Origin of the sequence: Prevotella sp. lc2012 (assembly GCF_900107065.1) — a bacterium.
GTDB lineage: Bacteria > Bacteroidota > Bacteroidia > Bacteroidales > Bacteroidaceae > Prevotella.
Window position 1 is genome coordinate 133,657 of sequence record NZ_FNUF01000004.1, and the last position, 25,019, is coordinate 158,675.

At 50.0% G+C, this 25,019-nt stretch carries 21 protein-coding genes, 1 tRNA gene and 1 pseudogene; 6 read left to right on the forward strand and 17 right to left on the reverse strand.

Annotation, left to right across the window (positions count from 1 at the left end):
* Positions 1-56: 56 nt before the first annotated feature.
* From BLU99_RS09270 to BLU99_RS09280, 3 genes are read right to left on the reverse strand one after another with little or no spacing between them, the layout of a single operon-like run.
* A complete protein-coding gene (locus tag BLU99_RS09270) occupies positions 57-464 on the reverse strand; it encodes a DUF4834 family protein (RefSeq protein WP_176771106.1) in 408 nt (135 codons plus the stop codon).
* Positions 465-478: 14 nt separating this feature from the next.
* Positions 479-1,156 carry a CDP-diacylglycerol--serine O-phosphatidyltransferase gene (pssA, locus tag BLU99_RS09275; RefSeq protein ID WP_091901613.1) on the reverse strand — a complete coding sequence of 226 codons (678 nt, stop codon included), beginning with the start codon at positions 1,154-1,156 and terminating at the stop codon, positions 479-481.
* Between the two features lie 27 nt (positions 1,157-1,183).
* Positions 1,184-1,873: a phosphatidylserine decarboxylase family protein gene (locus BLU99_RS09280; protein ID WP_091901360.1), complete on the reverse strand. Its 690-nt coding sequence runs from the start codon at positions 1,871-1,873 to the stop codon at positions 1,184-1,186.
* Positions 1,874-2,052: 179 nt separating this feature from the next.
* On the opposite strand from BLU99_RS09280, the gene dnaE reads away from it, so the two are divergent.
* From dnaE to BLU99_RS09295, 3 genes are read left to right on the forward strand one after another with little or no spacing between them, the layout of a single operon-like run.
* On the forward strand, positions 2,053-5,763 hold the full coding sequence (dnaE, locus tag BLU99_RS09285) for a DNA polymerase III subunit alpha (protein ID WP_091901363.1): 3,711 nt from the start codon (positions 2,053-2,055) through the stop codon (positions 5,761-5,763).
* A 57-nt stretch (positions 5,764-5,820) separates the two neighbouring features.
* Complete coding sequence (gene trxA, locus BLU99_RS09290) at positions 5,821-6,135, forward strand: thioredoxin (RefSeq protein ID WP_091901365.1); 315 nt, start codon at positions 5,821-5,823, stop codon at positions 6,133-6,135.
* 2 nt (positions 6,136-6,137) lie between these two features.
* Positions 6,138-6,461, forward strand: coding sequence for a hypothetical protein (locus BLU99_RS09295; protein WP_091901368.1), 324 nt, complete (start codon positions 6,138-6,140; stop codon positions 6,459-6,461).
* Between the two features lie 33 nt (positions 6,462-6,494).
* On the opposite strand, the gene tsaE is transcribed toward BLU99_RS09295, so the two are convergent.
* Genes tsaE through BLU99_RS09320 form a run of 5 tightly spaced genes read right to left on the reverse strand, consistent with a single transcriptional unit; the run spans position 6,495 to position 12,900 of the window.
* Entirely contained in the window at positions 6,495-6,923 is a 429-nt protein-coding gene (gene tsaE / locus BLU99_RS09300) for a tRNA (adenosine(37)-N6)-threonylcarbamoyltransferase complex ATPase subunit type 1 TsaE (protein ID WP_091901371.1), read from the reverse strand.
* A gap of 7 nt (positions 6,924-6,930) precedes the next feature.
* Positions 6,931-8,481, reverse strand: a complete 1,551-nt coding sequence (locus tag BLU99_RS09305) for a T9SS response regulator signal transducer PorX (RefSeq protein WP_091901615.1) — start codon at positions 8,479-8,481, stop codon at positions 6,931-6,933.
* A gap of 13 nt (positions 8,482-8,494) precedes the next feature.
* Positions 8,495-11,440 (reverse strand): type IX secretion system periplasmic lipoprotein PorW/SprE, encoded by a 2,946-nt coding sequence (locus BLU99_RS09310; RefSeq protein WP_255397529.1) that lies wholly within the window; start codon positions 11,438-11,440, stop codon positions 8,495-8,497.
* Positions 11,441-11,641: a hypothetical protein gene (locus BLU99_RS09315; RefSeq protein ID WP_091901374.1), complete on the reverse strand. Its 201-nt coding sequence runs from the start codon at positions 11,639-11,641 to the stop codon at positions 11,441-11,443. It lies immediately after the preceding gene.
* Positions 11,638-12,900, reverse strand: a complete 1,263-nt coding sequence (locus BLU99_RS09320; RefSeq protein WP_091901375.1) for a 3-phosphoshikimate 1-carboxyvinyltransferase — start codon at positions 12,898-12,900, stop codon at positions 11,638-11,640. The genes BLU99_RS09315 and BLU99_RS09320 overlap by 4 nt, the downstream gene beginning before the upstream one ends.
* A 181-nt stretch (positions 12,901-13,081) precedes the next feature.
* On the opposite strand from BLU99_RS09320, the gene BLU99_RS09325 reads away from it, so the two are divergent.
* A tRNA-Pro gene (locus tag BLU99_RS09325) sits at positions 13,082-13,154 on the forward strand.
* 64 nt (positions 13,155-13,218) lie between these two features.
* On the opposite strand, the gene BLU99_RS09330 is transcribed toward BLU99_RS09325, so the two are convergent.
* The 9 genes and pseudogenes from BLU99_RS09330 to BLU99_RS09375 form a co-directional block, all read right to left on the reverse strand.
* On the reverse strand, positions 13,219-13,911 hold the full coding sequence (locus tag BLU99_RS09330) for a sensor histidine kinase (protein ID WP_176771107.1): 693 nt from the start codon (positions 13,909-13,911) through the stop codon (positions 13,219-13,221).
* A 147-nt stretch (positions 13,912-14,058) separates the two neighbouring features.
* Positions 14,059-14,724 carry a B3/B4 domain-containing protein gene (locus BLU99_RS09335; protein WP_091901379.1) on the reverse strand — a complete coding sequence of 222 codons (666 nt, stop codon included), beginning with the start codon at positions 14,722-14,724 and terminating at the stop codon, positions 14,059-14,061.
* A gap of 3 nt (positions 14,725-14,727) precedes the next feature.
* On the reverse strand, positions 14,728-15,213 hold the full coding sequence (locus BLU99_RS09340) for a hypothetical protein (protein ID WP_091901381.1): 486 nt from the start codon (positions 15,211-15,213) through the stop codon (positions 14,728-14,730).
* A 102-nt stretch (positions 15,214-15,315) separates the two neighbouring features.
* On the reverse strand, positions 15,316-15,921 hold the full coding sequence (gene folE / locus BLU99_RS09345; RefSeq protein WP_091901394.1) for a GTP cyclohydrolase I FolE: 606 nt from the start codon (positions 15,919-15,921) through the stop codon (positions 15,316-15,318).
* On the reverse strand, positions 15,918-16,559 hold the full coding sequence (locus BLU99_RS09350) for an SPOR domain-containing protein (RefSeq protein WP_091901397.1): 642 nt from the start codon (positions 16,557-16,559) through the stop codon (positions 15,918-15,920). The genes folE and BLU99_RS09350 overlap by 4 nt, the downstream gene beginning before the upstream one ends.
* A gap of 56 nt (positions 16,560-16,615) precedes the next feature.
* Positions 16,616-18,581: pseudogene (tpiA, locus tag BLU99_RS12450) on the reverse strand (triose-phosphate isomerase).
* Between the two features lie 4 nt (positions 18,582-18,585).
* A complete protein-coding gene (locus tag BLU99_RS09365) occupies positions 18,586-19,146 on the reverse strand; it encodes a DUF1599 domain-containing protein (protein WP_369807717.1) in 561 nt (186 codons plus the stop codon).
* Between the two features lie 139 nt (positions 19,147-19,285).
* Positions 19,286-19,735, reverse strand: coding sequence for an outer membrane protein assembly factor BamD (locus BLU99_RS09370; protein ID WP_091901402.1), 450 nt, complete (start codon positions 19,733-19,735; stop codon positions 19,286-19,288).
* Positions 19,736-19,928: 193 nt separating this feature from the next.
* Entirely contained in the window at positions 19,929-21,068 is a 1,140-nt protein-coding gene (locus BLU99_RS09375) for a glycoside hydrolase family 5 protein (RefSeq protein WP_091901404.1), read from the reverse strand.
* Between the two features lie 221 nt (positions 21,069-21,289).
* Between BLU99_RS09375 and BLU99_RS09380 the strand changes: the two genes are divergently transcribed.
* Positions 21,290-22,726: a CCA tRNA nucleotidyltransferase gene (locus tag BLU99_RS09380; protein WP_091901407.1), complete on the forward strand. Its 1,437-nt coding sequence runs from the start codon at positions 21,290-21,292 to the stop codon at positions 22,724-22,726.
* Between the two features lie 14 nt (positions 22,727-22,740).
* Entirely contained in the window at positions 22,741-24,984 is a 2,244-nt protein-coding gene (locus tag BLU99_RS09385) for an alpha-N-acetylglucosaminidase (protein WP_091901409.1), read from the forward strand.
* Positions 24,985-25,019: the final 35 nt, after the last annotated feature.

Sequence of the window (25,019 nt, forward strand, 5' to 3'; positions counted from 1 at the left end):
CTCTATGGTGAGTCGGCCATCGTCTGACTGTCAGCACGAACGTACGTGGCTTTTGGTCATTCGCCGACTTCTTCGAACTCTACGTATTCGCCATCGTTATGATCGAAGATCTTTTTCTTCTCTTCGGTCTCGCGGTCGTCGATGATTGTTACACCACTGCTCGTAGTCGTCTTACGGGTAGTGGTTCTTTCTTGAGCAGAACTCTTCGACTGTCCTGATTGTGCGGAACTGGTATATTGGCGCTGGGGACGAGAGCCCTGGCTCTTGCTGTCGGCGCTTTTGAAATAGTCGTTGCCGAAGGGATTCTTCTCTTTCTGCTCCTTGCGTTTCTGACGAATATAGTAGCTGTCTTCGGCCGCCTCTCTCATCTTCTTGATACCCCTATATGCGAAATTGATGATGACCATCACAATGATAGCGATGGCAATAAAAGCAAATAGGATAACCGCAAAAATAATACGCATGTAAAGCCAGGCTTTTAGTTTTCTTTCTTTGTAGCAACGGACAGAATAACATACCATGCGATGATAACTGCAAAGGCTCCGATGCCAAAGAGCAACAGCAGAGGTATGCAAGAGAGAATGAAAATGTATTTAACCTCATTGCCTTTCCATCCCCAGTGCTTGAACTTCAATGCAAACATGGGAATCTCGGCAACAAGCAGGTAGCTGCTGATTAATACACCCAAAAGAATAACCCACTCCATCCCGCAGAACGTAAACCCTTGTTGCTCAAGAGCCACGATGAGCGATCCCCAGAAAAGGGCGTTGGCAGGAGTCGGCAGACCGATGAAGCCTAAAGCCTGACGCTCGTCGAGATTAAATTTCGCCAATCGGAGGGCAGAGAAGGCCGCCATGATAAAGGCCAGGAAAGGTACGAACGGGCAGTGGATGTGAAAACCACAAAGGTAACTGAACACGACGGCCGACGGCGCAAAACCGAAGGTGATATCGTCGGCCAGTGAGTCAAGCTCTTTTCCGATAGGAGAGGATACCTTCAGCAAACGGGCACTCATGCCGTCGAAGAAATCGAATGCCGCTCCTATGATGATAAAGAGCAGAGCCATGTCAAAGTCGCTCTGGAAAGCATAATACGTCGCAATGCAACCAGAGATCAGGTTGCAACAGGTAATGGTGTTCGGTATATGCTTCTTAATATTGAACATTGAATTTTGAACTCTTGACTACTTTAACTTTGCGATGACGGTCTGATCGCCTGTCGTGGGCTGATCCATACGGCAGAGCACTTCTGTATCCAGTGGAAGGAATACATCCACACGTGAGCCCAACTTAATGAAACCCAGGTGCTCGTCGATATAGCATTCCTCTCCATCCTTGGCATAGGTGACGATACGGCGTGCCATGGCTCCGGCTATCTGTCTCACCAGGATGTCCTGTCCCTCCGGGGTCGTGATCATGATGTCGGCATGCTCGTTCTCCTCGCTGGCCTTCGGCAGCCATGCTTTGTGGTAGTTGCCGTTCTGATGGTGCACGAACTTGACCTTTCCGTCAACGGGGAACCAGTTGGCATGCACGTTCAGCGGACTCATGAAGATGGAGATCATCAGACGCTTGTCATGGAAATACTCGTTCTCTTCTGTCTCCTCAATCACAACGATCCTGCCGTCGGCAGGGGCAACGACCATCTTCTCGGTGTCACCGTTATAGTAACGTATCGGACAGCGATAGAAGTTCAGTGCCATCAGCCAGGCGGTACCGAAGATGATGATGAAAATCCAGAACGGTATGGTTGTATTGAAAGAATACCAGAGTACCGTGGCGATTCCAATGACAACCAAGGCGCTCAGGGTGAGCTCGTTGGTGCCTTCACGGTGGATTCTGATCTTCTTTAGTTTCTTGATTCTTTCTCCCATTAGTTATTTTGATTGTTTCTTGTTTTGCGTGCAAAGGTACGTAATTTTTACGGAAGTTACAAACTTTTCACGTTTTTCTTTTGGCATTCTCGGGATTTCAGCGTAACTTTGTCCTCGACCTGTAGGGGCCTTGTCCTTGCAAAGCTCCGGAGGGGACAGAAGCAACAATATTACTGATAATGGAAGATTTCGTACATCTACACGTACATACATATTATTCTATATTGGATGGACAGTCCAGTATCAAGAAACTGGTCGACAAGGCTATCGCTGACGGCATGAAGGGCATGGCCATCACCGATCATGGTGATATGTTCGGCATGAAGGAGTTTCATGATATCTGCGTTGGCGTCAACAAGCAAAGGAAGAAGGAAGGACTGGAACCATTTAAACCCATCTTCGGATGTGAGATGTATGTGGCCCGTCGCGGCGACATGAGACTGAAGGAGACCAAGGAAGACTTGGGTGGCTATCACTTGATTGTGCTGGCTAAGAACTATCGTGGCTATAAGAACCTGATCAAGCTGGTGAGCAACTCTTGGGTTGATGGTTTCTATAACCGTCCGCGAACAGACCATAAAGAGCTGGAGAAGTATCATGAGGACTTGATTGTCTGTTCTGCTTGTATCGCCGGTGAGGTGCCGGCCAAGATCCTGAAAGGCGATATCGCTGGTGCCCGTGAGTCGATAGAGTGGCATAAACGTGTCTTTGGCGATGACTATTATCTGGAGTTGCAGCGACATGAGGTGACAGACCCGACGATCCGTGCCAACCGTGAGACATTCCCCCTGCAACAGCAGGCAAACAAAGTGCTTATCGAGTTGGCAAGGGAATATGGCATCAAATTAGTATGTACGAATGATGCGCATTTCGTGGACAAGGAGAATGCTGAGGCCCATGACCACCTGCTTTGTCTCTCTACCGGTAAGGATCTTGACGACCCGACACGTATGCTTTATTCTAAGCAGGAGTGGTTCAAGACCCGTCAGGAGATGAATGATATCTTCGGGGATGTGCCGGAAGCCTTGTCAAACACATTGGAGATTCTTGACAAGGTGGAGACCTACAGTCTGGATAATGACCCGATCATGCCGTTCTTCCCAATCCCGGAGTCGTTCGGTACGGAAGATGAGTGGCGTGCTAAATTCACGGAGCAACAGCTCTATGATGAGTTTACGAGTGATGAGAACGGTCAGAACCAGCTTCCTCCGGAAGAGGGTGAGAAGAAAATCAAGAAACTGGGTGGATACGATAAGTTATATCGTATCAAGTTCGAGGCCGACTATCTGGCTGAACTGGCCTATGCTGGTGCGAAGCGACGCTACGGTGACCCGATTCCTGATGATGTCGTCGAACGTGTGAAGTTCGAACTCCATATCATGAAGACCATGGGATTCCCTGGCTATTTCTTGATTGTGCAAGACTTTATCAATTCTGCACGTGATGAACTGGGAGTGATGGTCGGACCTGGGCGTGGTTCTGCGGCAGGAAGTGTGGTGGCCTACTGCCTAGGTATTACGAAAATCGACCCATTAAAGTATGACTTGCTGTTCGAGCGTTTCCTGAACCCGGACCGAATATCTCTGCCTGATATCGATACCGACTTCGACGATGACGGACGTGGTCGGGTACTGAAATGGGTGGAGGATAAATATGGACATGAGAACTGTGCCCATATCATCACCTATGCCACGATGGCCACTAAGAACTCCATCAAGGATGTGGCTCGTGTGGAGAAAGTACCCCTCGGACTTACGAATGCGCTTTGTAAGGCTATCCCTGACCGTCTGCCAGAGGGAATGAAGATGAATCTTCCCAATGCTATTAAGTGTACGAGGGAACTGCAAGAGGCGGAGTCGTCAAATGACCCGGCATTGGCGAATACAATCAAGTATGCGAAGATGCTTGAGGGAACTGTACGTGGTACAGGCATCCATGCCTGTGGCTTCATCATCTGTCGGGACCCGATCAGCGATCATGTGCCTGTATCGACGGCCGACGATCCGGACTTCAAAGGCGTGAAGACGAACTGTACGCAGTATGACGGTCATGTCATTGAGTCGACAGGTCTGATTAAGATGGACTTCTTGGGTCTGAAGACGCTCTCGGAGTTGAAGGAGGCCTGTGATAATATCAAACGTACGCGTGGCATTGACGTGGATCTCGATAATATACCCATCGATGACCCTAAGACATATGAACTATATCAGCAGGGACGTACGGTTGGCACGTTCCAGTTTGAGTCGGCCGGTATGCAGAAATATCTCCGTGAACTGCACCCGACAGTCTTTGAGGACCTGATAGCCATGAACGCCCTCTATCGACCGGGACCTATGGACTATATCCCGTCGTTCATTGCTCGTAAGAACGGTCGTGAAGAGATCAAATACGATATCCCCTGTATGGAGAAGTACCTGAAGGATACTTATGGTATCACCGTCTATCAGGAGCAGGTGATGTTGCTCTCCAGACAGTTGGCCGACTTTACCCGAGGTGAGAGTGACGCGTTACGTAAGGCCATGGGTAAGAAGAAAAAGGATATCGTCGATGCGATGAAGCCGAAGTTCATCGAGGGTGGTAAGAAGAACGGACATGACCCGAAGATACTGGAGAAAATCTGGGCCGATTGGGAGAAGTTTGCTTCGTATGCCTTTAATAAGTCGCATGCAGCTTGTTACTCATGGGTGGCCTATCAGACAGCTTATCTGAAGGCTAACTATCCGGCGGAATTCATGGCCGCCATCATGAGTCGTCGGCGTGACCAGATTACGGAAATCACGAAGTTGATGGACGAGTGTAAGCAGATGGGTATTGCCACACTGGGACCAGATGTCAACGAGAGTTACGAGAAGTTTGGTGTGAACCACCATGGTGAGATTCGCTTTGGTCTGGGTGCCATCAAAGGAATGGGAGAGTCTGCTGCACAGGCAATCATCTCTGAACGTGAACAGAACGGTCCGTATAAATCGATCTTTGACTTTGCGGAGCGTGTTAATATGAGTAATGTGAACCGTAAGGCCTTCGAGTCGTTGGCACTGAGTGGCGGCTTCGACAGCTTCGGAATCCGACGAGAGGACTATTTCGCTACGAACTCGAGAGGCGAGGAGTGGCTGGATACGCTGGTGCGTTACGGACAGACCTATCAGATGGAAAAGGTACAGGCACAGAACTCGTTGTTCGGTGGCTTCGATGGCGTGGAGATTGCCACACCGCCTGTACCGAAGTCTGATGTGCGTTGGAGTGATATCGAACGACTGAACAAAGAGCGCGATCTGGTGGGTATCTACCTGTCAGCCCATCCGTTGGATGAGTATAAGATTATTCTCGACAATCTTTGCAATGCGACTTGTGCCGATTTGGCAGACGTACAGAGTCTTGACGGACGAGAGGATGTCGTTATTGGTGGTATCGTAACGGCCGTCCGTCAGAAGTTTACCAAGAGTGGAGAGCCTTGCGGATTTGTCACCGTAGAAGACTTTGAAGGAAACGGGGAGATAGCCCTGTTCGGTCGGGATTGGGGACAATGGAACGGTATGTTTACCGAAGGGGCTTCGGTATATGTGACGGCGAAGTTGCGACCACGTTTCCAGAATAGCACCCAGATGGAGCTGAAGATCCAGAACGTGGAGTACCTGCAGAGTGTCAAGGAAAAGGCCATCGATCGCATAACGATCTCCTTAGTTGCCGATATGCTGAGTGAAGACGTTGTGGCCGACCTGAATGAGATTATCAGTGAGAATCCTGGTCGCACCAAACTCTTCTTTCAGTTGCGCGACTCGCAGGGACGAAATCATGTGCTCTTACGCAGTCGGGAGAAAGGTGTGGATGTGAGACATACGCTGATTGACTATATCGAGAAACATGAGATGCTCGACTATAAGATTAATTAGTGGCATGGTATTTGCAGAAGAGTTGATATCATAGTATTCATTAAAAAGGAAAAGACAATGGAAGTAACAATCACAAATGAGAACTTTGCAAGTCTGAAAGCAGGCAACCAGCCTCTGGTAGTGGATTTCTGGGCAACATGGTGTGGCCCTTGCCGTATGGTGGCACCTATCATTGCGGAACTGGCAAAGGAGTACGACGGCAAGATTGTTGTCGGCAAGTGCGATGTTGAGGATAATGAGGATCTGGCAGCAGAGTTCGGTATCCGTAATATTCCTACGATCCTGTTCTTCAAGAACGGAGAGGTTGTTGACAAGTTGGTAGGCGCACAGCCGAAGGCGAAGCTTGACGAGAAATTCAAAGCCCTGTTGTAGTTATGGCAAGTCTGGAAGAGGAACTTCGCCTTGACGAAGAGGAGAACCAGAGGGAGTTGGCATTTATCCGTGAGCAGCTACCGTCGGAACTCAAGGACCGTTACAGTGACGATGATATCCTGTATATCATGGATGCCGTCGTGGATTACTATTTTACGAGTGGTATCCTGGAAAGTAATGACGATGAGGTCGACATAGATATGGATGTCGTGGCCGACGTTGTCTGCAAGAGGGCAAAGGAAGAGGGTGTCAGTTCCTCGTTTGATCCGAAAGAGGTGTTCTTTGTCGTCCAGGCAGACCTGGACTTCCAGGAACAGAACTTATAAATAATACCCTGCCAGAACGGCAGGGTATTATTGTTATGAGCAGACTATACTGCGTGTCCCGTCTCCGTTTTCTGTGATGCAGACTTTCACGGTGTCTTCGGGCAACAGCTCTTCAATCAACTCAGGCCACTCGATGAAACAGAGGGCCCCGCTGTAGAAATAGTCTTCATACCCCATGTCGTAGACTTCTTCCAGTTTCTTGATACGGTAGAAGTCGAAGTGGTAGATGGTGGCCTCTACGAGTCTCCCTTTAGGAGAGGTCCGATATTCGTTGATGATGGCGAAGGTGGGGGAGGTGATGACGTCGTTGACGCCCAGTTCCTCGCAGATAGCCTTGATGAACGTGGTCTTACCCGCTCCCATCTTACCGTAGAAGGCAAAAACCTTGTGATCGCCAATCTGCTCGATGAACAGACGGGCTGCTTCTTGGATGTTTCCTAAGTCTTTGATCTTGATTTCCATATGATTCTTATCTTTTCTTTCCTGTCATGGTGATGAGTGGTATGATCATCTCCTCCATCGAGATGCCTCCATGCTGGAAGGTGTCACGATAATAGGAGACGTAATAATTGTAGTTATTCGGGTAGGCGAAGAATGAGTCGCCTGTAGCGAAGACATAACTCGTCGAAAGGTTGGGTGCAGGCAACTGCGCCTCCTGGGGATCCTTGATGACGAAGAGGCTCTTGTCGTCGTGCGCCAGATTCTTACCGAGCTTATAGCGCAGATTGGTGTTGGTGTTTCGATCGCCTATAATCTTGACGGGGCTGGTACAACGGATACTGCCATGATCCGTGGTGACAATGACGGTATGGCCTGTCTGCGACAGCAGCTTGAAGAAGTCGGAGATGACCGAGTGGCGGAACCACGAGAGTGTGATACTCCTGTAGGCACTTTCATTGTTCGCGAGTTCTCTGACCATCTTTGATTCCGTACGTGCATGACTGAGCATGTCGATGAAGTTGAAGACGACGACGTTGAGATCGTTTCTCTCAAGGAGATGGAATTGCTGAAGCAGCTTGTCTGCATCGGCAGAGCTGTTAACCTTATGGTAAGAGAAAGACTCCTTTCTCCTGTACCGGTCGAACTGTGTTCGGATCAGTGGCTCCTCGTTCAGGTTCTTTCCTTCTTCCTCATCCTCATCCACCCATAGGTCGGGGAACATCTCTGCAATCTTGTTTGGCATCAGACCGCTGAAGATGGCATTGCGTGCATACTGGGTAGCTGTGGGCAGAATACTGAAGTATAGGTTCTCCTCCATATCAAACTGTCCGCTGATTTCTTGAGCAAGTGTCCGCCATTGGTCGTAACGGAAGTTGTCAAGGACAACGAGGAAAACCTTTTTTCCTTCGTTCAGCAACGGGAATACTTTGGTCTTGAAGATGTCTGGTGAGAGTGTGGGAGAGGGTTGGGAGTGGTTAACCCAGTTTAGATAGTTCTTCTTGATGAACTTGGCAAAGCCGTTGTTGGCCTCTTCCTTCTGCATCTGCAACATATCTGTCATGTCGCTATCGGTGGCACTGAGCTCCAGTTCCCAGTGTACCAGTCGTTTATAGACGTCGGCCCAGTCTTGCCATGTCCGACAGTCCATGATCTGCAGGGCAATCTGTTGGAAACTCTGTTGGTATTGACTCTGTGTCACCTCGGTCTCGATGGCGCGGCGGTGGATGTTCTTCTTGAGCGACAGCAGGATCTGGTTGGGATTCACGGGCTTGATGAGATAGTCGGCAATCTTCTGACCGATGGCCTGTTCCATGATGTTCTCTTCCTCGCTCTTTGTTACCATGACGGCGGGAAGCGAGGGCTGTATCTCCTTGAGTCTCTGAAGGGTCTCCAGACCACTCAGACCGGGCATCTGCTCGTCTAGGAGCACCAGATCGAAGTTGCGCTCCTTACAGAGATCAATAGCGTCAGTACCGTTGCTGACGGTTACCACCTCATAGCCTTTCTTCTCAAGGAACAGGATATGGGCTTTTAACTGCTCGATCTCGTCGTCTACCCAAAGTAGGATGCCATTTGTCATATCGTTATCTTTTTTACCAGAAGTCATCACCGAAGTCGAAATCCTGTACTTGCTGCTTCCGTTGATTGTTGTCGGGTTGTATGCCGTCATCTGTCCTTGTGGGGGTAGGTGAGGGCTCCGTCTCTTCTATGTCGGGCTGCTCAATGGTCTCAGGAAGGATCAGCAGTTTCTCCTCACTGATCTTCATCGGGAGGAAGGTCTTCTCGTAGAACTGCATATAGTCATCGTAGCTGTAACGCGTACCGATAAGTGACAGGTTCACCTCGCTGATAATGAGACTACGACAGGGGGATAATCGTGTCGACATGGTATTGTCGGCATAGAGTTGCTGGGCGTATTGTAACGCTTCGTCATAATTGAGGAAACCGCTGATCTGCATTTGCTGCCATGCTCCAGCACGGTCGCCTGCGAGAGGCATCTGTAGAATCTCGAAGTTACGAACCAGGAAGTTCGAGAAATTGTATCTGGCCATCTCGAAGAGTAACTGGTTCGCATTAACGGAGTCCGGTTGGTAGATAAGGATAAACAGGAAATGCTGGTTGCGCTCATCGCTAAGTGTGGCGGTGCCAGTGCTGTCTTCTGCTAGGTCCGTACTCCTGCGTGTCCAGATATCGCTCATCTCGAACAGGTTTCCATAGGGCGTCCGTCCTTCTTGGATGCCTTTAAGGATCATACCTGAGAGACTGGTTACCTCGCTGTCTGGGTATCTCTCTACTACAAGTTTGAGCTGACTGGCACAACCATCTCTGTCGCCTTCGTTCAACCGGCTGAGACCATCTATGAAGATGAATTTGGCGCGATTATCTCCCAAGGGAAAACGGTCGGCAGACAGTTGTACATTGGCTCTTACAATCTCAGATTGGTTATTCTTGAATGCCTCGTAGGTGGCGGCATATAGGGAATCCTCGATATGCTCCCCGAACTTAGCATTGATGGCATAGTCGGGATCGGAGAGAAGAAGTGTCCATTCATTTTCTGGGAAATCATGTTGTAGCCGACTGATACAGTTGTCTGCCTGTTGTTGTCTGTTCTGTCGGGCGTAAAGGAGGTAGAGATGATACCATGCCTCGGCGATGCGTTTGTCGTCCTGGTAGTCTTCCGTCAGTCTTGTAAGCATATCCTCGCTGAGATGCAGATGTCTCGACAGATGGGGTGATGAGGCAGAACGGTCGAGTTTATCCTTGAAGATGATACCGGCATGTAGAAGTGCATCCTTGAGGATGTCGTGACTGTTTTTCTTCTGTTCCTCCGAGAAAGGGATCTGTGCCAGGTAATAGTCTCGTTGATGCGGGTTGGAGGTATTCAGAGAGGACTCTTCTATCTCGTCTGACAATCCTGTATCCTCAAGGCTATCGGAGAAAGCCTCTTCTGGATCTTCCGATGGGGACGGCACCGCAACAACAGTCTGGTTGACACGCTGCCAGTTGTCTATGTTCTTCCTTGCTCCCCACTGACGCAGGAAAGCTGTCTTTCCTTGGCTGACTGCGACGGGGTTATAGAAGTACCACTGCCCGTTACCGGAGGTCGGTGTCGTTGGCAACATCGTGTTGGGAAGTAAACCATCCTCTTGTTGACGCTGTTGTTCGACTTCTGCCATCGCCTGTTCCTTCCGTTCTTTTTCCTCTTTCTTCCTCAGATTGTCGATCACTCGGTCTATCACCTCCAGTCTTTTAGCTTCTGGCATGTCGGCGAGTGCCAATAGAGAGTCCTGCAGTTGGATAGCCTCTGTGTAAGGTACCAGTTCATCCAAGACCTTCGATCGGTAAGACAGCTCTTCATAGCCCGTATGGTCTTTGTCGAGCAGGCCGATGGCTTCCCCGTAGCATCGTTGTGCATCAGAGAATCGCTCTTTATCCCAATAGAGGTCTCCGAGTGAGAGCAGCAAGACACCTTTCTCAATGCCATTTTTGACAGAAAGAAGTGCTCCGTCCTCATAGGCGTTGATGGCTTGTGTAGTGTCCCGCTGAGTGAGGTAGATGTTGCCGATGGCATAATAGATCTGGTCGAGATAGTCTGTATTGTTCTCTGAGGCAGCCATCCGCTTCAGACGACTGATCATCTGATGGACGTTTGTCCCCTCTGCCATGACCTCAGTCTGGGCGATGCGGGCGTTGAACTCCAACTCATACGGCGGGTGACAACCGACCACCTTCTCGAAGGCCTTATAGGCTTGTTCGCGGTTCCCAAGCAGGTGTTGTATCTGTCCCATTAGGAACCACTCTCTGGCACGCTGTATCCGTCGGCGCTCATGCTTGATAACTTTGTGGAGATAAGGGAGGGCCTTCTGGTACTCCTGATGTCGGATGAAATAGTTTGCATAGGTGTAGTCCCAGTCCTTGACAGCACGGAAGTCCATAGAGTCACGATTCATGTTCCGGATGACATCCTCTGCATCGTACATCCATCCTAATTCCGTGTAGCATTTGGCAAGCCATGCTCTGGCAAGACCGTTCTGCAGAGGTTGTGTCTGGTATAGACGACTCATGTATGAGAAGGTGGCGGCAGCCTCGTCGAAGGCTCCTTGCTGGAACTGTGCCTTACCCATGAGCAACCATACTTTCCAAAGAAAAGGGTTGTATTCCCTACGTCCTAGCCACTCGCGGTCTTTCGCGGTCTTTTGCTTGCTGCCGTTCCATGCGGGCTTGACCTTGATACTGTGTTGCTTGATGGCTTTGCTGCACTTCTCGATAGTCAGATCGTATTGTCCTTTACCGATATCACGGCTGGCTTTGTTGCCCACCGCGTAGAGAGGTATCAGCTCCGTGTAATTGTCTTTGTTGCCTTTCTCCTTTTCCAGATTGCCGTCGATGAAGGCCTGTGAACCATTAAAGAAGGTGTTGTATCGGGCGTTAAAGGAATGCCACCATCGTGTGTTGCCTGTGTTTTTCTGTGTAGAGCAACCTACCATCGTCATGACGATGGCAACTCCTGTCAGCAATATGTGGATGGCCTTACGCATCTATTCTTCATCTTTCCCCTTCTGGTTCTTTTTTTCCTCTAAAAGACAGTGGATCTTACATGATCCCTCGTCAGCAGCAGTGCATGTCGAGCAGTCATGCCCGGTAGTGATAGTGTCCTCACCTTTGTCGAAATAGGAGACTATCCCGGCGATGACACCCAGACAGATGAGTGCTATGATACAGACGATGGCAAAATTCATTCTTTCTGACCTTCTTCTATTTGGAATCCTGCTTTGACAAGATCATCCCAGTATCTGGGATATGATTTAGAGACAACCTGAGGATGATTGATCTTGAGTTGACCGATCTTCAGAGCATAAGGTGCGAAGGCCAATGCCATGCGGTGGTCTTCGTAGGTGTCGATGCCTTCCTCATATGAGGGTTCACAGCGTTCTCCATCCCATTTCAGTTCACTGTCGTTGAAGTCGTGGATGACGTACCCCAACTTCCGCATCTCTTTCTTCAGAGCTTCTATGCGGTCTGTCTCCTTGATCTTCAGTGTCGATAGTCCAGTGAAGTGGAACGGGATATTCTTGGCTGCGCAGACCACGACGAAGGTCTGAGCCAGGTCGGGAGAGTTCACGAAGTCATATTCCAGTCGTGGCACACAGCGACCGTTCTTCTTGATGGTGATGGTCTGGGGGATGCCTTCTCCCTTAGTCTCAAAGATGGTCTTCACACCAAGCAGACTGAACAAGTAACGTGTGACAGAGTCACCTTGTTTAGAACCGTCCATGAGTCCGGTAAGTCTGACCTCCGACTCCCGGTCGTCAATCAGTGCCAGAATCTCATACCAATAGCTGGCACCGCTCCAGTCGCTTTCAATGAAATAGTCTCTATTCTGATAGGGCTTGTGACTGACGGTGATGGTGTCGACTGCGGTCCAGTCTGCTTCTGCCCCAAACTCCCTCATAGTCCAGAGTGTGAGGTCTATATACGGCCGGGAGATAATCTCGCCTGTCAGTCTGAGTGTCAGACCGTCTTTCAGCATCGGACCAATCATCAGTAGTGCGGAGATATATTGGGAACTGATATTCCCGGGAATCTCCAGCAAACCACCCTTGAGTTGTCTGCCTGTGATACGGAGTGGTGGAAAGCCTGTCTCTCCCTCGTAATCGATATTCGCTCCCAGTGTTCTCAAGGCATCAACTAACACACCGATAGGACGGTGCTTCATCCGCTCTGTTCCTGTGATGATATGTGTACCTTTCATCACACATAGGTAGGCTGTCATGAACCGCATGGCCGTACCAGCTGCCTTGATGTCGATCTCCTTGGGCATATGCTGCAGAGCCTTGACGATGACCTCTGTGTCGTCGCAGTCGCTGAGGTTCTGTGGCAGACTCTTGCCACCGCTCAGTGCATAGATGATCAAAGCTCGGTTGGAAATGCTTTTTGAGGCGGGCAGACCGATGGTGCTGCTCAACCTTTCAGGTGCAGTAAGTGTATATTGTTTCATTCTGATGATTGCTCCATAAATATCAATGCAAAGATACGCATTTTCGGCCATAGATAGCTCATATTTTGCAGTTTTTCACTAAAAGCTAATAAAAGTTGCCTGAAAATTTGCATAGTTCGTAAAATGTGTGTACCTTTGCATCCGCATTCGACAAAAGCATGTCAGTGCTAAGCATAGTGTTCGGGATTTAGCGCAGTTGGTAGCGCACACGTCTGGGGGGCGCGAGGTCGCTGGTTCGAGTCCAGTAATCCCGACAGAAAAAAGAAACCTGATAGATTTTTATCTGTCAGGTTCTTTTTCTTATATGGGTTGTGATTCTCAGATACCCTTTGTCATGTCTCTCATGTGACAGGGGATCCAGACCCATACCGTTGTTCCCTTTCCTTCCTCAGAGGAGAGACCGATTTCACCGTTCAAGGCGTCTACAATAGCCTTGCAGATAGAAAGGCCGAGCCCGGATGTCTGGTTGGCAAGGGTCAGGGAGTCTTCATGCTGAAGAATGGAGAAAATATTCTCCTGGAGTTTCTGAGGTACACCGTCACCTGTGTCGATGATGGTTACTTTCATTCCCTTTCGCTCACGCTCGTAGGTCATGGTAATACTACCCTCCTTGGTATGGAGTACGGCATTCTGTAGCAGGTGCATAATCAGTTGGTGCATCAGGTTGGTGTCGAGCGTAGCCTTGCAGTGCGGCGACAGGGTCGTCCTGATGTAAATGGACACATTAGGACTGGCATCGCGCAGAGCCTCGCGCCGATAGGAGGCCATGAGTTCTGCCAGGTTCACCTCAATCATCGTGAAAGTAAGCATGCTGCCCTCGAAACTCGAGAGTTCAAGCAGCTGTGAGATGAAATAGAGTAACTGATGACCGTTGTGGTTGATGTGTGTCACCATCTCTGTCAGTTGTTCCTCTTTCAGGACGCCAGGTTTCTCTTTCAGGATGATATCACTGAATCCGATGATGGAATTCAGGGGGGTACGGAGGGCATGGCTGACGTTAGCTAAGAACACAGACTTTATTTGCTCGCTTTTCTGAGCCCGGGTAACCTCGTTGCGCAATTGTCTAAGATAATAGCGCCTTACAAAAAATATACATACAGGTAGCGCTAATATGAGCGCCAGAATAATTAGAAGTTTTAAATCCATAGGTTTGTCTTATTATTTATATATAAGATAGCTACCGCCGTCGCTTCGGCCGTATTTACGAATCAGATCTTGTATGAATCGGGCATTGTCGATGACACGTTTCTCGTTGCCGTCGTAGCCGTTAATCAGTACAACGAGGTGTGTGGTACCGAGTGTGATCTTTGTACGCTCGTTGTCACTTGTGGGTGTACCCACACCGCCTAGGGCGTCGCGGTAGACGGGTAGACCAGCGATGTTCAGCATCCCTCTGCCGATGCCCTCGTATGGCTCTCCCTCACGTCCGATGCCTAATGTGAGCGTGTCGCCGACGAACTTATCGGCATCGAAGCCTCCGATGCTATAACCGAAGGCGATGGAAGCAAGGTTGATGAGGTCGACGAGTGTGTCGATCTGGTAGAGCTCTTTGCCTTGGAGCATTCTTCGGATCAGAGCCTCACTGGCAGGACGATACCGAGAAGGGTCTTTGCCACAGGCTTTGTAGATACGACGAGTAGCTGCGATAGACGGGATCTCTTTCAGACTCTCTGTGGTGAGTTCTTTCCGGAACTTCTCCTCAAGAGCATGAATCTCCTGCCACAATTCGTCACAATAGCTGGTGTTGACGACTTGTGCTTCAACGGCTGCCCCAACAAACTCGGGGCAGACAGACGCTATTTCCTCAGAAACGAAGATGTTCATACATCAATCGTCAGGATTACGTCTATAGTGGAATTCCTGGATATTGGGGTTTGAGCCGAGATCGTTATCTGGAATCACCGTTGTACGGATCAACTTCTGGTCATAACCTTTGTGCATTGGTCCAACATGCAACAGGAAATCATTGAAGTTGGATGTTGGGATCACCAGACCAAAGATGCCGAATCCTACCCTGGTGCCTTCTGCACGGATATTGTTATACACATAGGCTGTGGAGTAGAAGGTGTGACGGTAGACCTCCAGTCGGTTATACTTATCGAAAGTCTCTTTCCACTCTTGTCCCACTTTTGTCGAGTCAGCCTTCGTGAAGATAAAACCGATGTTGTGCACATAGTCGTCGATCTTGTCGCCACGGATACTGTCGTTCATCTCCATGCATTGCATAATGTTATCATTCATCTCCGCTCTCATCTCTTTCTCTGTCGGAGCGGTGAAGTAGGCAACGATCAGCAATACAAGAACAATAGCCATAAGAATCAGCAACTTCCCAAGGCAGCTGTGCAAAAAAGCGTCGCCTACGGAACCGCTGGTCCTGAAATTAGGTCTGTTGGTCTGGTCCATAAATTGATTAGATTAGATTTGATTATTATGTATTAAGTTCATGAATTCCTGACGGGTCTTAGCTTGATTGAAGGCACCACTGAAGTCACTGGTCGTAGTGATGCTGTTCTGCTTCTCGATGCCGCGCATCTGCATGCACATGTGCTTGGCCTCGACAACCACCATCACACCGAGTGGCTTGAGCGTGTCCTGAATACAGTCCTTGATCTGCTGTGTCATGCGCTCCTGTACCTGTAGCCGATGGGCGTAGATGTCCACCACACGGGCAATCTTAGAGAGTCCAGTGATGTAGCCGTTGGGGATGTACGCGACATGTGCCTTTCCGTAGAAGGGAAGCATGTGGTGCTCACAGAGGGAGAAAAAGTCGATGTCCTTTACGATGACCATCTGACTGTAGTCCTCTTTAAACAGAGCATCCGTCAACACTTTATGTGCGTCCATCTGATAACCTCGTGTCAACACCTGCATGGCTTTCGCCACGCGCATGGGGGTCTTCAGTAATCCCTCACGCTCTGTGTCTTCGCCAAGCAGACTCAGTACCTGCTTGTAGTGTGCGGCGAGATCCTCTAGTCCTTCGCGATATATCTCCTTGTCGTCTATGCCTTGGTTTTGAATCATGGGTATTGTACTGTGATTTTTCCTTTGACGATAATGGCCGAGTCGTATCCCATCTTCTTGACGCTTCTGAGCACCTCGTCGGCCTCTTCATAAGTGCGGTAGTTGCCCATCCTACAGATCCACCGTGGGGAGTAGAAATGCACGTAAACGGGTACACCCGGATAGAGCGCCTTGATCTCATTGCCGGTCCTCTCCGCCTTGATGCGGTCGTTGCGTGAGTTACCTCCTGCGAAGACCTGTACCCGATAGCCGTTAATCTTGTATCCACCTTTCATGACCTTCTTCCGGTTGTCGATGGTGGTGTCGGGGATGGCGATGCTGCCCTGGGCACTCTCAGGGCTCAGCTTCTCCGTTTTTTTCTCTTGTTCTTTATGATTTGTAGCAGTAATATCTGATTTTCCTGTCTGTTTCGGTGTCGCCTTCTGTTCGGCGGAGACAGTCTTCGGACCATTCACGAGTTCTTCGATGCTCTTGTCTTGCGTGATGGTCACCTTTCCTTCACCCTTCTTCTCCTGTTGCACGCGTTGGGTAAAGGTTTGAGCAGAAGTGAATAGTGAACAATGAAAAGTAAATAGTGCCAGCAGCACGGTCACTTTGATGTTCACGATCACCAGCTTATTGCATATTGTTAATTTCATACCAATATCTATTCACTTATCATTATTCACTATATAAACTTCATTGACGTTCGTGTTTATTTCTTCCAAGCGTCGATGATACCCTTGAAGTCAGCAGCCTTCAGTGAGGCACCACCGATCAGACCACCGTCGATGTCGGGCTTAGCGAACAGCTCAGGAGCGTTTGAAGCCTTGCATGAACCACCATAGAGGATGGTTGTGTCGTCGGCAACAGCCTGACCATACTTCTCGGCGATGATAGAACGGATGTAAGCGTGGATCTCCTCTGCCTGCTCAGCGGTAGCGGTCTTGCCAGTACCGATAGCCCAGATTGGCTCGTAGGCGATGACGATCTTACGGAAGTCCTCCTCAGAGAGGTTGAATACAGAACCCTCGAGCTCGGCCTTTACGACCTCGTTCTGCTTGCCAGCCTCACGCTCTTCGAGACTCTCACCGATGCAGAAGATCACCTTCAGGTCGTTCTTCTGGGCGAGCAGTACTTTCTCCTTCAGGATCTCAGGAGTCTCCTTGTAGTACTCGCGACGCTCAGAGTGACCGAGGATCACGTACTGTGCACCTGTGCTCTTCACCATCTCGGCGCTTACCTCACCGGTGAAAGCACCCTTTTCCTTGTCAGCGCAGTTCTCAGCACCCAGACCGATGATGTCCTGATCGAGGAACTGTGCGATAGAAGCAAGGTGGATGAACGGTGTGCAGATCACCACACCGCAGTTGGGCTTGTCGGCCTTCAGTGTCTCGTTGAGCTCCTTTGCAAGAGCAATACCATCCTGGAGATTCATGTTCATCTTCCAGTTTCCTGCTACAATTTTCTTTCTCATAATTATTTTATTGTTTATTTAAAGGGTTGTTATTATCTGTTTCTTCTTCGCTTTTCTTCGCGGATCTCTTCCTTCCGGAACGAAGCCAGCGACTCCATGCCCAAAGACGGTCTGCTACCGTCAGGAGGAACAGCGGAAGAACGAACCATGTAAATACCCAGAGGATCTTCCCTGCGACATTGTTCTTCGGCTGTTGCCCGAGTGTACACTCCTCTAGTCTTCCTGTCATTTCTTCCTCCTCGGGCAGTGCGTTATGACTCCATTTCCCGATGACCGTTCCATCTTTGAGGAGTAACAGACCCGGATTACTTCGGATGACGGTCTTTAAGACAGTCTCGTCGGTGAGACAGAAAGGATATTCTGCTCCAGTCTTGTCGCACCAGTGCTCGATGGCTTTCTCCGGACTAGCTGTCAGACAGTAGAAAGGATAGGCGTTGTCGATGCTGTATTCGTAAATCCTGTTGATCTCGTCGAGTTGTGAGTCGTCCGCATGCTCCAGATGGGGAGACACCAATAGGAACGTATAACCTTGGTGGTTGAGTACCTGCTCAGTAATGTCCTCACCGTCGTCAATACGCTCGATGAAGAAGTCGGCGTATGGCGAATCCTCTCCTTCCGTCATCTTCTGCCATCCCTGCTTCAGGTCGGCACCGATATGATAGGGACGGAAGTCGAACTGGGGGAGGGTGTAGAGACTGCGTCCGGATATGAACAGCAGGATAAAGAGTGCAGAGTAATTCAGTACGATCCACTGGTTGCTCTCACTGATGATACGTGTCATCTCCAGGGGCCATTTCCATACCACGATGGCGGCCGCCAGTAGGATGATGTTCTTCCAGAATGTTTGCCAATTGGTCAGTACCAGGGCATCACCAAAGCAGCCACAGTCGCTGATGGGGTTTGTCAGTGCCAGCCACAGGGTCAGCGCCGTCATGACAATCATGACCAGTAGCACGATCAGTGAGGCCATTCGTCTTCTGATGGCAAAGAGCAGGCAGATGCCGAGAATGAACTCTGCTGCCGACAACAGGACAGATGCGGAGAGCGTGGCGATATCGGGTATGTGCCTACCCAGTCCCATGGCTCCGAGGTAGTCTGCTATCTTGTACTGTGTACCCAACGGGTCGACAGCCTTGACGAATCCCGACAGGATCAGTGTCACAGCAAGCACCAGACGGCAGATGTTGACGGCAATCTTCTTCATTCTCTTATTCTGCGTTGTTGTCCTCCGATAGTTTAATCACGCCAAAGACTGCGTAATTGATAATATCCATATAGTTGGCATCGATTCCTTCAGAGACGAGTGTCTCGCCCTGCAGGTTTTCGATCTCCTTGATACGTTCAATCTTTGTCAGGATCAGGTCTGTGTATGAACTGACCCTCATGGAGCGCCATGCCTCGTCATAGTCGTGGTTCTTGCGCTTCATCAACTCCAAGGCCTCGTGGGCATATTGGTCGTAGAGTTTCATGGCCTCCTCATTGTCCATGTCCACTGTGTCGGCAAAGCCATGACTGAGCTGGATCAGTCCCACGATGCCGTAGTTGATCAGCGCGATGAACTCCGGACGGATACCTTCGCCCACCTTCGATTCTTTCTTGATTTCCAGTGAACGGATACGTTTGGCTTTGATGAAGAGTTGGTCTGTCAGTGCCGTGGGACGTAATATGCGCCACGAAGCTTTATAGTCGTGAAGTTTTTTCTCGAACAAAGCCCGGCATTCTGCCAGTGCCTGTTCAAACTGTGCATTGGTTATCTCCATATTTCCCATATCGGGTGCAAAATTACGAAAAGTTGAGCGCAAAAACAAGAAACTCGTTTCTTTTTTTGCCGAGATGGAGTAAATTCGCCATCTTTGATGGCAAAGATATGAATAAATGAGCGGAAAGCCAAAGGAAAACCGAACTACGTCACTCCTTCTGCTTCATGTGGATATAGCGTATCTTTGCCCCAAGTGTCTCAAATTGGGTACGAATGGAGTCGCGCTCTATCCGCTTCATGGTCAGAAGCGTCAGCTCTTCGGCCGTGGCCTTCAAGGCAGCCTTATCTTCCTCCACCTTCGCCTGCATGTCGTCGTACTCCTTTTGAACAATCTGCAACAGACTGTCTGTCTGCATGAATTCTTCTTGTGCACGTTTCAGCTCCACATCCTGATGAAGCTTTAGTGCCGCTTTGCGTATCTCTATCAGGTCGGGGTAGGTCTTGCGTAATGAGTCAATGTCCGCTCTTGCCTCGTCGAGTTGTCCCTGTGCGAAGTGAGTCCTTGCTTCTTCCAGTAGTTGTTCTGCCTTCTTCTGCTGACTGTCGCTGCAGGCTGTGAATAAGAGGGCGACGGCCAGGTATAATGGGGTTCGTTTCATCTTTTTGTCTTTTATGGATGATTAGAGACTGCAAATGTACGTATTTCTTTCGAGACTGCCAATTCTTTATTGGTTTTTAAACAATACGACGCTAATCGTTAAAGAGTCTTCAAAGTAAAATCTCGCCTCTGGAGACTGATCATCCAGAAGCGAGACTTATAGTGTATTTTTATTTACATTATTCAGTGAAGGACTATTCGCCTAGTTTTTTGCCAGACATCAGTAGCTCAACCAATGGACGGTCCTTATAGGTGTGGCGCTGCTGATCCCAGAAACCGAAGTCGGCATCATAGCACCAGGTGGTCCAGGCGATGTTAAACTCGTCGAATACGGTCAGCATGTCGCGTGTCCAGTTGTAGGCCAGTTCACGGTCCACGGGCTCGTAGACACCCCACTCGCCACAGAACAGTTGCAGATCGTATTTCTTGGCGGCTTCAATGGCATCCTTGAACTGCGCACGGATGGTGTTGATGTCCCATACTTGTTCCGTATATTGCTTCAACTCAGGCTTGAGAGCATCGGGGGCAGCCTCATAATCCTCTTTCGATACCAATACGCCAGGGTAGTTCACTTTGCCGGTGTACTTGCCTATCGGGGTCCACCAGGCACCATAGTGGGTCAGGATCATCGGGTTGTAATAATGGAAAGAGAGGATGATGTTCTTGTCACCCTCGGGCACTTTCAGGTATTTCATCGTCTCGTGCCCCTGCCAACGGTTGGAGCCGATGACAAGTGTGCGCTGAGGCTCCACCTTGCGGAGGGCCTTGTGTACCTTGGCTACCAACTGGTTCCACTGCTCATGCTCGTCGGCCACAGGCTCGTTCATGAACTCGTAGGCCACCCAGTCGCAGCTGCGGTCTTTCAGAAAGTCGGAAAGTTGGTACCAGAGGTTGATCAGGTCCTGCTGGGATTTCTCTGAGGTAAAGAGAGTGTTGGCTGCCTGAGCGCCTTCGTTTACGGCGTTGAAGTAGTGCGAACGAATGATGTGTAGGTCGACGATGGCGCGGAGATTGTGTGCCCGTGCCTGATCGAGGGCATTGGACAGCAGTTGCCATGCCTCAGGCAACTTGTTGCCCTGCTCGTCCCAGAACTGTACCTCGTCGATGGGGATACGTACGAAATCGAACCCCAGTGCCTCAAGGCGCTCGAAGTCGTCCTCTTGGATATGGAGCCTACGGGCCTCGCCGCGCTGTTCCGACTGTGAGAGCCAGTGGCTCACATTCGTACCACGCTTGATGCGGAAGTTATTGACCTTGTCTGTCTGAGCGAAACCAGACAGTGATACAAACAGTGCTGCAATGATGGCAGCTGTCATGAGAACGTTTTTCTTCATTTCTACATTTATAGTTTTAGTGGTGTGATGGATAATCTGCCTGCAAAAATACAACAAATCATTCGTATTACCAAGAAATCCTGATAAATTGTTGATGGGTAGGGGTGAGTTGCGTCGGGATGAGGGATGGTTTATTCTTTGATATAACAAAGAAAAAGACGGGAAAAGGCGGAAATGTGGGGATTTTGTTGTATCTTTGCACTCTCAAAGACGAATAAGCGATGAAATTATATTCCGACGAAGAACTGGCGGAGATATTAGATCAGGAGATATTCCATCAGATTAGTGAGGCAGCAGACCGATTGGGTCTGGAGTGCTATGTGGTGGGTGGTTATGTCCGTGATATTTTCCTGGAACGACCCTCAAACGATATCGACGTGGTGGTCGTGGGCAGTGGTATCTCCGTGGCCGAGGAGTTGAAGAAGATGGTGGGACGGAAGGCGCACCTCTCTGTGTTCCGAAACTTCGGAACGGCTCAGGTGAAGTTCCGTCAGAAAGGCAAGGAGTACGAGGTGGAGTTCGTAGGTGCCCGTAAGGAGAGCTATCGTCATGACTCGCGGAAGCCCATCGTTGAGGATGGAACCCTGGAGGATGACCAGAACCGTCGCGACTTCACCATCAATGCCATGGCCATCTGCCTGAATAAAGAACGCTTCGGTGAGTTGGTCGATCCGTTCAACGGTCTGGCCGACCTCGAGGATGGCATCATCGCTACGCCACTCGAACCGGATGTTACCTTCTCGGACGATCCGTTGAGGATGATGCGGTGCATCCGCTTTGCCACCCAACTGAACTTCCAGATCGAGGAGGAGACTTTCGTGGCATTGGAACGGATGGCAGAACGAATTAAGATTGTCAGTGGTGAGCGTATCAAGGATGAGCTTAACAAAATCATGCTGTCGTCTTTCCCTTCGAAGGGTTTCGTCGACCTGCAACGCTGTGGACTGCTGAACATCATCCTGCCTGAACTCGCTGCTCTTGATATCGTGGAACAGAAGAACGGCAGGGCGCATAAGAATAATTTCTATCACACGCTGGAGGTACTGGATAACGTGGCCTCTAAGTCTGACAATCTGTGGTTGCGCTGGGCGGCTTTGATGCACGACATCGGCAAGACGAAGTCGAAACGCTGGGATCCTGCCATCGGTTGGACCTTCCACAATCATAACACAATCGGAGCGAAGATGGTTCCGCTGATCTTCCGTCGCCTGATGTTGCCGATGGATATGAAGATGAAGTATGTACAGAAGCTCGTCGACCTGCACATGCGTCCTATAGCCATTGCCGACGATGAGGTGACCGACTCTGCCGTCCGACGCCTGATGAACGATGCCGGCGAGGATATTGACGACTTGATGACACTCTGCGAGGCGGATATCACTTCGAAGAACGAGGTGCGCAAGAAGATGTTTCGCGAGAACTTCCGTATGGTGCGCGAAAAGTTGGCCGACTTGAAGGAGAAAGACTATGTTCGACTGCTGCAGCCTGTCATCGATGGCAACGAGATTATGGAGATCTTCCATCTCAAGCCGAGTCGCGAGGTGGGCGTTCTGAAGCAATACTTGAAGGATGCCGTCCTTGACAACCGTGTGGAGAACGAGCGTGAGCCGTTGATGCAGTTGCTGATGGACAAGGCGAAGAAGATGAAACTGATATAGCGAAGAACTGATATATGAGAAAACTGCTAACCATTGTGGCCATCCTGCTGTCGATGCAGGTGTGGTCCAATCCTGTGGATGACCTGCTGGAGCGTATCGATAAGGGCGCCTCGGCTAAGTTTAAGATTGAACGGGTCAAGAGTCAGAAAGACTTTTTCGAGCTGGATCAGCAGGGTCGACGGGTCGTGGTGCGTGGTAACACGTGGGTGAACATTGCATCGGGCGTTAACTGGTACCTGAAATACTATGCAAGCATCCATCTTTCATGGAACCAGATGCAGGCAAAACTGCCTGTCGTATTGCCGGCAGTGAAACAGAGAGAGCGCCATGAAACGGACTTGTCGCAACGTTATGCCTTCAACTACTGCACCTTTTCTTATTCGATGGCCTTCTGGGACTGGAAACGATGGGAGCAGGAGATCGACTGGCTAGCTCTCCATGGCGTTAATCTGCCGCTGGCCATCGTCGGTGAGGAGTGTGTATGGCGTCATATGCTGTTGAGGCTCGGATATACGGAGCAGGAGGTGGGGGCGTTCATCGCGGGTCCTGCCTTCCTGGCATGGTGGGAGATGAACAACCTCGAAGGATGGGGTGGTCCGCTGCCGCTTTCGTGGTATACCCGTCAGGAGCAGCTCCAGAAGCAGATATTGACTCGTATGAAACAGCTCGATATGCATCCTGTACTGCCGGGCTATTGTGGGATGGTACCTCATGATGCCAAGGAGAAGTTGGGACTGAACGTAGCTGATGCCGGACTATGGAATGGCTTCCAGCGACCAGCCAATCTGCTTCCCACTGATCCGCGCTTTGCAGAGATTGCCAAGATATATTATGAGGAACTGACACGACTGTTCGGGAAGGCCGACTATTACTCCATGGATCCCTTCCATGAGAGTAGCGACGATGCCTCCATCAACTATGCCAAGGCGGGTGAGGCGATGATGACGGCCATGAAACGTGTAAACCCCAAGGCGGTGTGGGTGATACAGGGATGGACGGAGAACCCGCGCCCAGCGATGGTCGATGGTATGAAGGCTGGCGACCTGCTGGTGCTCGACCTCTTCTCGGAGTGTCGGCCGATGTTTGGCATTCCCAGCATTTGGAGGCGCGAGCAGGGATACAAACAGCATCACTGGCTCTTTTGTATGCTCGAGAACTTCGGGGCGAATGTCGGTCTGCATGGACGTATGGATCAGCTCCTTGACAACTTCTATTCTACGGAACATACTCAAAGTTCAAAGTTCAAAGTCCAAAGCCCAAAGGGTATAGGTTTCACTATGGAGGGCTCGGAGAACAACCCCGTGATGTTTGAACTGATGAGTGAACTGCCCTGGCGACCAGAGAAGTTCGCGAAGGAGACATGGGTGAAGAATTACGTGAAGGCACGCTATGGGGTAGACGATCCCGTCATCGAACAGGCATGGATGATTCTTGCAAAGAGTATCTATAACTGTCCTGCGGGTAACAACCAACAGGGTCCTCACGAGAGTATCTTCTGCGGTCGTCCGTCGCTCAATAACTTCCAGGCTTCCTCATGGTCGAAGATGAAGAATTATTACGATCCTTCTGATACTCGTGAGGCGGCACGACTCATGAACAGCGTGGCGGAGAAGTATCGTGGAAACAATAATTTCGAATACGATCTGGTTGATATTACGCGTCAGGCACTGGCCGATCAGGCCCGTTTGCAATATCAACATACCATAGCCGACTATAAGGCCTTTGCACGTCAGGAGTTTGACAAGGATGCGCAGCGCTTTCTCAAGATGTTGCTGATGCAGGATAAGCTCTTGGGTACACGCTCGGAGTTCCGTCTGGGCCACTGGACCGAGGCGGCTCGTCGCTGTGGCACGACGTCCGAAGAGAAAGAGCTCTATGAGTGGAATGCTCGCGTGCAGATCACGACGTGGGGAAATCGTTACTGTGCTGATACGGGTGGCTTGCGCGACTATGCCCATAAGGAGTGGCAGGGACTGTTGAAGGATTTCTACTATGTCCGGTGGAAGACCTATTTCGATGCGCTGATGGCTCAGATGCAGGCGCAGACGGCTCCTCAGCCAGAACTGTTGGGTGGTGGTCCTCATGCCAACAAGACGGCCGCGGAACTCTTCCAGATGGCGCTGCCACAGGAGGTGAGGCTCGATTACTATGCGATGGAGGAGCCGTGGACCCTCCAGCATAATCCCTATTCCGCTGTAGCGGAAGGCTCGCCTGTCGATATCGCCCGCGAAGTCATGCAGCTGCTCCTCCCGCAATAGTCACTGATTTCTTCTTTCTCAGGTATTCATCATTA

Coding starts and splice junctions, on each gene's coding strand:
- BLU99_RS09270 (WP_176771106.1), bottom strand. CDS start 464: ATGCGTATTATTTTTGCGGTTATCCTATTTGCTTTTATTGCCATCGCT.
- BLU99_RS09280 (WP_091901360.1), bottom strand. CDS start 1,873: ATGGGAGAAAGAATCAAGAAACTAAAGAAGATCAGAATCCACCGTGAA.
- dnaE (WP_091901363.1), top strand. CDS start 2,053: ATGGAAGATTTCGTACATCTACACGTACATACATATTATTCTATATTG.
- trxA (WP_091901365.1), top strand. CDS start 5,821: ATGGAAGTAACAATCACAAATGAGAACTTTGCAAGTCTGAAAGCAGGC.
- BLU99_RS09295 (WP_091901368.1), top strand. CDS start 6,138: ATGGCAAGTCTGGAAGAGGAACTTCGCCTTGACGAAGAGGAGAACCAG.
- tsaE (WP_091901371.1), bottom strand. CDS start 6,923: ATGGAAATCAAGATCAAAGACTTAGGAAACATCCAAGAAGCAGCCCGT.
- BLU99_RS09305 (WP_091901615.1), bottom strand. CDS start 8,481: ATGACAAATGGCATCCTACTTTGGGTAGACGACGAGATCGAGCAGTTA.
- BLU99_RS09310 (WP_255397529.1), bottom strand. CDS start 11,440: ATGCGTAAGGCCATCCACATATTGCTGACAGGAGTTGCCATCGTCATG.
- BLU99_RS09315 (WP_091901374.1), bottom strand. CDS start 11,641: ATGAATTTTGCCATCGTCTGTATCATAGCACTCATCTGTCTGGGTGTC.
- BLU99_RS09320 (WP_091901375.1), bottom strand. CDS start 12,900: ATGAAACAATATACACTTACTGCACCTGAAAGGTTGAGCAGCACCATC.
- BLU99_RS09335 (WP_091901379.1), bottom strand. CDS start 14,724: ATGAACATCTTCGTTTCTGAGGAAATAGCGTCTGTCTGCCCCGAGTTT.
- BLU99_RS09340 (WP_091901381.1), bottom strand. CDS start 15,213: ATGGCTATTGTTCTTGTATTGCTGATCGTTGCCTACTTCACCGCTCCG.
- folE (WP_091901394.1), bottom strand. CDS start 15,921: ATGATTCAAAACCAAGGCATAGACGACAAGGAGATATATCGCGAAGGA.
- BLU99_RS09350 (WP_091901397.1), bottom strand. CDS start 16,559: ATGAAATTAACAATATGCAATAAGCTGGTGATCGTGAACATCAAAGTG.
- BLU99_RS09365 (WP_369807717.1), bottom strand. CDS start 19,146: ATGGGAAATATGGAGATAACCAATGCACAGTTTGAACAGGCACTGGCA.
- BLU99_RS09370 (WP_091901402.1), bottom strand. CDS start 19,735: ATGAAACGAACCCCATTATACCTGGCCGTCGCCCTCTTATTCACAGCC.
- BLU99_RS09375 (WP_091901404.1), bottom strand. CDS start 21,068: ATGAAGAAAAACGTTCTCATGACAGCTGCCATCATTGCAGCACTGTTT.
- BLU99_RS09380 (WP_091901407.1), top strand. CDS start 21,290: ATGAAATTATATTCCGACGAAGAACTGGCGGAGATATTAGATCAGGAG.
- BLU99_RS09385 (WP_091901409.1), top strand. CDS start 22,741: ATGAGAAAACTGCTAACCATTGTGGCCATCCTGCTGTCGATGCAGGTG.